At 56.4% G+C, this 225-nt stretch carries 1 pseudogene; it reads left to right on the forward strand.

Features of this window, described 5'->3' with window-relative positions:
- Positions 1 to 219 (forward strand): annotated as a pseudogene (locus JDF658_RS15060) (IS200/IS605 family accessory protein TnpB-related protein); the annotation flags it as partial.
- Positions 220 to 225: the final 6 nt, after the last annotated feature.

Raw genomic sequence — 225 nt, forward strand, 5'->3', positions numbered from 1 at the left:
GAACTCAGGCAACTGGTATCGCAAATCAAGCAAAACCTGACCCGGAAGGTTAATCCTGATAGACCTGGGGAAGGAAAAGGGATGACCCGTAGGGTCAGGGCCTGCTTGAGGCGGCTGGAGGAGAGGCTTTCTGTGCATAACGGGCTTGCCCAGAGTGAGCAGGAGGCGTATAACTCCGTCTGGCCTGACCTGAAGTTATTGGCCCTGTCCGTACGGTGACCCCGT

The sequence above is a fragment of the Carboxydocella sp. JDF658 genome (assembly GCF_002049395.1).
GTDB lineage: Bacteria > Bacillota.